General features: G+C 68.5%; 6 protein-coding genes. 4 read left to right on the top strand and 2 right to left on the bottom strand.

Going from position 1 to position 6933, the window contains the following annotated elements; all coding sequences use genetic code 11:
• The 3 genes from ABT245_RS45390 to ABT245_RS45380 all read left to right on the top strand — a co-directional run.
• Positions 1-1073: LUD domain-containing protein (locus tag ABT245_RS45390; protein ID WP_351746896.1), on the top strand; the 1073-nt coding region annotated here is incomplete at its 5' end.
• The gene (locus ABT245_RS45385) at positions 1070-1711 is read left to right on the top strand and encodes a LutC/YkgG family protein (protein WP_351746893.1); all 642 of its coding nucleotides are present in this window, start codon (positions 1070-1072) and stop codon (positions 1709-1711) included. The genes ABT245_RS45390 and ABT245_RS45385, both read left to right, overlap by 4 nt.
• Positions 1712-2065: 354 nt before the next feature.
• Positions 2066-2215 carry a hypothetical protein gene (locus ABT245_RS45380; protein ID WP_351746890.1) on the top strand — a complete coding sequence of 50 codons (150 nt, stop codon included), beginning with the start codon at positions 2066-2068 and terminating at the stop codon, positions 2213-2215.
• A gap of 1448 nt (positions 2216-3663) precedes the next feature.
• Here the strand turns inward: ABT245_RS45380 and ABT245_RS45375 are convergent.
• Entirely contained in the window at positions 3664-3999 is a 336-nt protein-coding gene (locus tag ABT245_RS45375; RefSeq protein WP_351746887.1) for a cytochrome P450, read from the bottom strand.
• Positions 4000-4313: 314 nt separating this feature from the next.
• Positions 4314-4985 carry a TetR/AcrR family transcriptional regulator gene (locus ABT245_RS45370; protein ID WP_351746884.1) on the bottom strand — a complete coding sequence of 224 codons (672 nt, stop codon included), beginning with the start codon at positions 4983-4985 and terminating at the stop codon, positions 4314-4316.
• A gap of 102 nt (positions 4986-5087) precedes the next feature.
• Between ABT245_RS45370 and ABT245_RS45365 the strand changes: the two genes are divergently transcribed.
• On the top strand, positions 5088-6674 hold the full coding sequence (locus ABT245_RS45365; RefSeq protein WP_351746881.1) for an acyl-CoA mutase large subunit family protein: 1587 nt from the start codon (positions 5088-5090) through the stop codon (positions 6672-6674).
• Positions 6675-6933 lie beyond the last annotated feature (259 nt).

Genomic DNA, 6933 nt, shown 5'->3' with positions numbered 1-6933 from the left:
ACTTTCACTTCAGAGGTGCCTTGCTTCGTGGGACTGATGAGGGCGTAGGAACTCCCATCATCCCAGGTCAGCAGGCACCTCTTCCCATTTCCCCGCCCCCAGACCGACCTTCACGCGGTGGATCCAGGCTGAGCGACACGCCCGCCGAACTCGCCGAGGCCGCCCGGCTGCACCTGCGCGAGAAGTTCCTGCGCGCCAAGGTAGGTATCTCCGGCGCCAACTTCGTCGTGGCCGAGACCGGCACCCTGGTGGTCGTGGAGTCCGAGGGCAACGGCCGGATGTGCCTGACCCTGCCCGAGACGCTGATCTCGGTCGTCGGCATCGAGAAGATCGTGCCGACGTGGCGGGACCTGGAGGTGTTCCTCCAGACGCTCCCCCGCTCCTCCACGGCCGAGCGGATGAACCCGTACACCTCCATATGGACCGGAATCACCGACCAGGACGGACCGAGCACCTTTCACCTGGTGCTGTTGGACAACGGCCGCACCGACACCCTCGCCGACGAGGTCGGCCGCCAGGCGCTGCGCTGCATCCGCTGCTCCGCCTGCCTCAACGTCTGCCCGGTCTACGAACGGGCGGGCGGCCACGCCTACGGCTCGGTCTACCCCGGCCCGATCGGCGCGATCCTGAGCCCCCAACTCCGGGGCACCGCCAGCGAGATCGACGCCTCCCTGCCCTACGCGTCCTCGCTGTGCGGCGCCTGCTACGAGGTGTGCCCAGTCGCCATCGACATCCCCGAGGTACTGGTGCACCTGCGCGAACGGGTCGCCCAGGGCGGCGATGCGACACTGGGCGGCAACAAGGTGGTGCTCAAGCCCGCGAAGGGCCACGCCGCCGAGCGGACGGCGATGCGCGCGGCCCGCCTGGCCCTTTCCCACCCGACTCTCCTGCGCGGCGGCCAGCGGCTGGCATCCCGCACCCGCCGCTTCCACCCCCGGAGCCTGCCCGGCCCCGGCAAGGCATGGAGCGGCACCCGGGATCTGCCGGCCTTCCCCGCGGAACCGTTCCGCGACTGGTGGCAGCGCACCCATGGCGAACAGGGCGGGCAAGACCGAAAGGACGACACGAAGTGAGCAGCAGGGACCGGATACTGGACCGGGTACGGCGTGCCCTGGCGGACGTGCCGCCGCAGGACGTGCCATACGAGCAGGCCATTTCGCGGGACTATCTACGGCAGCACGGCGACCGGGGTGTCGAGGAGACGGTGGATCTGCTGGCCGAGAACCTGGTGGACTACAGGGCGGTCGTTCACCGAAGCGACGCCGCAGGGCTGCCCGGGCTCATCGCCCACCTGCTCGGCGAGCGGGGCTCGAAGACCGTCCTCGTCCCGCCCGGACTGGACGAGCGCTGGCTGGCGGACACGGAGGTGACGCGGGTCCCGGACCGCCCGGACGGTACCCCGCAAGAACTGGACCGTGTCGACGGCGTGGTCACCGGGTGCGCGGTCGCCATCGCCGAGACCGGCACGATCGTCCTGGACGGCTCTCCCGACCAGGGCCGCCGCCGGATCACCCTGGTCCCTGATCACCACATCTGCGTCGTCCGCGTCGCCGACCAGGTGGTCTCCTCCGTACCGCAGGCTCTGGACCGCCTGGTCCCGACGCGCCCGCTGACCTTGGTCTCCGGCCCCTCGGCGACCAGCGACATCGAGCTGGACCGGGTAGAGGGGGTGCACGGGCCGCGCACCCTGGACATCGTGCTTGTCGGCTGACCTGCGACCGAAATGAGTACGTCCACCTGATCTGCCTGACCGGCAACCAAGGTCCAGCAGGCAGTGTGACCGGCCGCTGCCCACAGGGGGCACCGACCTCCACCCCGTACTGCCGGGACTAGCACAGAGACCCCTAAGAGGAGAGTTCAGACAGAAGTTCAGTGTCGTCAACGGCTGTCTCCCATTAGCGGCTGGCTGCACTCGCCGGCCGGACGTCGACCGTCCCGGAGCCACTTGACCTCACGCTCGCGCCCCACGAACACGTCGGCCTGAGCGTCCGCGGCCGTGAATGCCTGAAGCCTTCGGTACGGACCCGGGTGTACGGGCAGCGCCGTCACCAGTGGCAATCGCTCAGTGATCATGGCCGTCGGCCACTGCCCGCGCCTCGGCTCCTCGCCCGTCACCACCTGCAACGACATCGCCTTCGGTCGTCCAGCCGATGAGCGGGTCACCGCCTTCGGCTATTCGGCGGCCACTCCCCAGCAGGGCGAGGAACTGCTGTAATGCGCCGGGATGGCGTCCCGCCGAGTGGTGTAGCCGATCAAGGGACCAGAACTCGCAGGCCACAGCGGGAACTTCGAACGACCGGGGCGCTCCCGGCGCCTGACCGGGCCGCTTCGCGTGCCGAGCGCAACGGAGAGATCCTCGCGAGCCAGGTTCCGGAGGGCGAGGCGCATGATCGCTTACACCACCCGGCGGGACACGACCTGCGCCGGTACCTCTCAGCGTGCCCTCGAGGTGAGCAGCGCGTCCGTGCGACCTCGGCGGCCGCACGAGCGGCGGTCCTTGGCTTGCCGGCTTCGGCCCCGCCACTGGCAAGGGCACCGTTTCTTCGGGCCATTGTTGAGTGGAAGTCGGGCAGTTCGGTGAAGGTGGACCCGGCCACGCTCGCGCCGTGTGCGTCGATGTAGTTCGACTCGATCTCGTCGTCCGCCGATGCGCAGGTTTCACACATCGCGGTGTGTCAAAGGCTCGCTCATTGTTCACCGTGCTCAATGGGATCTCTCTCCCACCCTCGCGTTTTGAGCATCCTGCTCAGTTTAAGCCGTATGACTTGTGCATTCAAAAAGCCTCCATGTCTACTGTGGAAGCATAAAGTTAAAGCATCCCACTCGGCGGGCTTCGGCCCCTCACACTCCGTCCGGCGGTACGCCCCCTGTTCTGCCGCAAAGGCGTACCGCCGGACGGTCGGCGACGGAGCCGTCCCGTACCACCACCTCACCTGACAACGGCTCCCCACCGACTCCGTCCGGCGGCGCGTCACCTGCCCTGACAAGCCGCGCCGTGCCGCCGGGCGGCCCTCTTCGACCCGACCGCCCCACGGCGTAGCCGCACACGTGCTCCGCCCGAACGATTGGACATCGCGATGAAGGCTCTGAGCGGAATCGAGCGAAAGTGGTCCGGGGCTACGGCTGTTCCCCGACCTGCTGCACCGTCAGTCAGTCGCCCGCATCTGGCCGTGGGAGGCAGGATCGGCCAGGTCGTCTCCAAGCAGCCGACAAACACCGCCGACGCGGATGACCCACCACGCTTTCCGTCTGGCCCGCGACATCAGCACGCCGCTGCCGAGCCCCATGGGGACGAGGAAGCGGCAGGCCCAGCGGTTGGCTTCTGAGAATTCCCGTCAGCGCGCCGCCGCGGACGCTCACGGCGAGGACCAGCGGCAACGGCTGCGCTCGCTTTCTCTGCGGTCGCCCGCCCCGGCTCGGCGTCCATGACGGCACCGGCAGCGGATCCCGTACCGGCGCCCACCGCTCATCGCTCTCCTCCGAGTCGTATCGCCACATGCGGTCGGGCCGGTCGAACCGATGGGCGGGACAGCCACACTTCCCACCCCCGAGGCACCCGGTGACTCCTCTGGAAAGTGCCCGCGGTCACCGGGGCCTCACATGCATACGGCGCTCAGCGTGGCCCACACGTCGGCGCCGATGCCGCCCATCGCGGTTTCACCGTCACCTGCAGTGGCGCCCTGAACGACAGCAGGCCGAGCAAGGGGGTTCCGCTGTTTCGTCCGCCGGTCGAATGTCCGGAAGGCTGCGCGCTGCCGCCCGTAGGACCACCGCCGCCTCCGTGCGCGCCAGAGAGGCGCCGGAGCAGCGGTGGCGACCGGCGCCGAAGGCCAGATGCTGGCGGATGTTCGCCCGGTGCGGGCACATCTGCTCCGGGTTCGAGAAGACCGCCAGGTCGGAACCGCTGCCCATGAGCATCAGCAGCACCGGTGCGCCGACCGGCAGTTCTACGACGCCCAGTCGAGTGGGGTGCGCAGTCGTGCGGCGCCAGGTGGTCACGGGCGGCTCACGTCGCAGGACCTCTGCCCCGGTGGTTCAGCGTTGTCGGAAGACGCGGGCCCGGCCGTCTGTCCGGGCCATGCCGCTGCGGGAACGGGTTCGGGGGCGCCCACCGTCCAAGAGATCACGGCCGGAAGCCAACACGCGGCAAGCGGGGTCCCCGACCGTGTGTGCGCGGCATCACTGAGGCGCTTGAGGTATTCGTCTCCTCAGGCCCGTCGGCGCTTCTCCCGTCGGCGCTGCCCGTTCTCGTTCCGGTGCTGTCAGCGCACGCGGGGCGGGCGGACCGGCCCGTCCAAGGTTCCCGCACACGACTACCCCTCGACGAGGCGCCGTAGCGCGGGGAGCAGGGCTTCGATGTCCTGTCCACTGCGGAACGCGACGACGGTGGTGCCGCGCCCGTTCTCCGCCTGGGACCCGGGCGCCGGAAACAGGGCCAGCACCTCACGCATCGCTTCGTCGACCTCCACGACGGGATCGGACGACTCCCCTCGCAACCATCGGCGCAGCACGTGGTTGTGGGCCGCGACGACGGACGCCGCCATGAGTTCGGCCCTCAGTGACGCCGACTCCGTCGGGTCTCCCATCCAGTCCGCGATGAACTCCCGGAACAGCCGCTGGTATCGGGCCACACTGGCGATCTCCCGGTCCCGCAGAGCGGCCACCTTGCTGGTGAGAGCGTAGCGACGGCGCGCGAGGTCCCCTTCGTCGACGTAGTGCAGCAGCACCAGGCGGACCGCGTCGGAGACAGCGACGAGTGCGGTGCTGTGGCTGGAGGTCGCCAGCCGGTCCCTGATCAGCTCCAGGAGCCGGTCGTGGTCGGGGAAGATGACCGCTTCCTTCGACCGGTAGTGCCGGAAGAACGTCGTACGCCCCACTCCGGCACGCTCGGCGATGTCGTCGACGGTGGTGTTCTCATATCCGCGCTCGTCGAAGAGGACGAACGCCGCGTCCGCGAGTCGCATCCGTGCAGGTGGCTTGCTCATGACCGCACATCCTTCCCCGTCCCGGCCCCCGGAAGCCACTTGCCCAGAGTGTCGGAACTAAGTACCTTTCTAATGACATCGAGTACCGTCGGAGGTTCCATCGTGGATTCCCTTGCACAAGGCGAGTCCGGTCTGCCGCTCCAGCCGGTCTACGACGGTCGGGCACTGTCACACTTCGACGCGGACACCAAACTGGGCGCTCCGGGCCGGTTCCCGTTCACTCGGGGGGTGTATCCATCGATGTACACCGGACGGCCGTGGACGATGCGGCAGTACGCCGGGTTCGGGACGGCGAAGGAGTCCAACGAGCGCTACCACGAACTGGTGAGCGCGGGCACCGGCGGCCTGAGCGTAGCCTTCGACCTGCCGACGCAAATGGGCTACGACTCCGACGAGCCCATCGCCCGGGGCGAGGTCGGCAAGGTCGGCGTGGCGATCGACTCGATCGAGGACATGCGCACACTCTTCCAGGGCCTGCCCCTGGGCAAGGTGTCGACCTCGATGACGATCAACGCCCCCGCCTCCACGCTGCTTCTGCTGTACCAGCTCGTCGCGGCCGAACAGGGCGTCACGGGTGACCAGTTGACCGGGACGATCCAGAACGACGTACTCAAGGAGTACATAGCCCGCGGCACCTATATCTTCCCGCCGAAGCAGTCCCTGCGGCTGATCAGTGACGTCTTCGCCTACTGCCACCGGGAGCTGCCGCGCTGGAACACCATCTCCATCTCCGGCTACCACATGGCGGAGGCCGGGGCGAGCCCGGTGCAGGAGGTCGCGTTCACACTGGCCAACGCCAAGGAATATGTGCGTACGGCGATCGCCGCGGGCCTGGACGTCGACGACTTCGCGCCGCGCCTCTCCTTCTTCTTCGTCGCACGGACGACGCTGCTGGAGGAGATCGCGAAGTTCCGCGCCGCCCGCCGTATCTGGGCCCGCATCATGCGTGACGAGTTCAAGGCCAAGAGCCCCAAGTCACAGATGCTGCGCTTTCACACCCAGACCGCCGGCGTACAGCTCACCGCCCAGCAGCCCGAGGTCAATCTCGTCCGGGTCGCGCTCCAGGGTCTGGGCGCGGTCCTCGGCGGCACTCAGTCCCTGCACACCAACTCCTACGACGAGGCCATCGCCCTGCCCACCCAGAAGGCGGCGCGACTGGCCCTGCGCACCCAGCAGGTCATCGCCTACGAGACCGATGTGACCAAGACCGTGGACCCGTCCGCCGGGTCCTACGTCATGGAGTCCATGACCGATGGCGTCGAGGCCGCGGCCCTGGAACTGATCCAGGCGGTGGAGGACCGGGGCGGTGCCGTCGCCGCGATCGAGCAGAACTTCCAGAAGTCCGAGATCGAGAAGTCCGCGTACCGGATCGCCCTGGAGATCGACACCGAGGAACGGACCGTCGTCGGGGTCGACAAGTACGTCATCGGTCAGGAAGAGCCCTACGAACCGCTACGTGTCGATCCACAGATCGAGAGCGACCAGTGCGAACGTCTCGCGGCGCTGCGCAGGGACCGGGACGACAACGCCGTCGGACGAGCCCTCGAGACACTGCGCGCCGCGGCCCGCGGCACCGACAACGTGCTGCCGCCGATGCGCGAGGCGCTGCGACAGCGTGCCACCGTCGGCGAGGTGTCCCACGCCCTGCGCGACGTCTGGGGCGTGTACGCCCCTCGCAGCGTCTTCTGACACAACAAGCGGCCCTCTCTCCGGGAGCGGTTGCCCACCATTTCCGAGGCATTCCATGACACTTGCTTGCAATCTGCCGCGCAGGCCCCCGCCGTCGACCCCTGCTGTCGGCCGCGACAGCCAGAAGGGATCCATCCGGTGAGCGCCACGCCCACAGAACAGCCCGAGATCGACATCCATACGACCGCCGGGAAGCTGGCGGATCTCCGGCGCCGTATCCAGGAGGCGACGCACGCCGGCTCCGCACGCGCCGTGGAGA

This window comes from Streptomyces sp. NPDC001508, from assembly GCF_040298665.1.
In the GTDB taxonomy this organism is placed as follows: domain Bacteria; phylum Actinomycetota; class Actinomycetes; order Streptomycetales; family Streptomycetaceae; genus Streptomyces.
Note: the sequence above shows the minus strand (reverse complement) of the source record. Positions and strands in the feature narration are given on the sequence as shown.

What these genes read in the sequence shown, in the direction of transcription:
- ABT245_RS45370 (WP_351746884.1), bottom strand. Translation starts at nt 4,985, where the DNA reads ATGAGCAAGCCACCTGCACGGATGCGACTCGCGGACGCGGCGTTCGTC.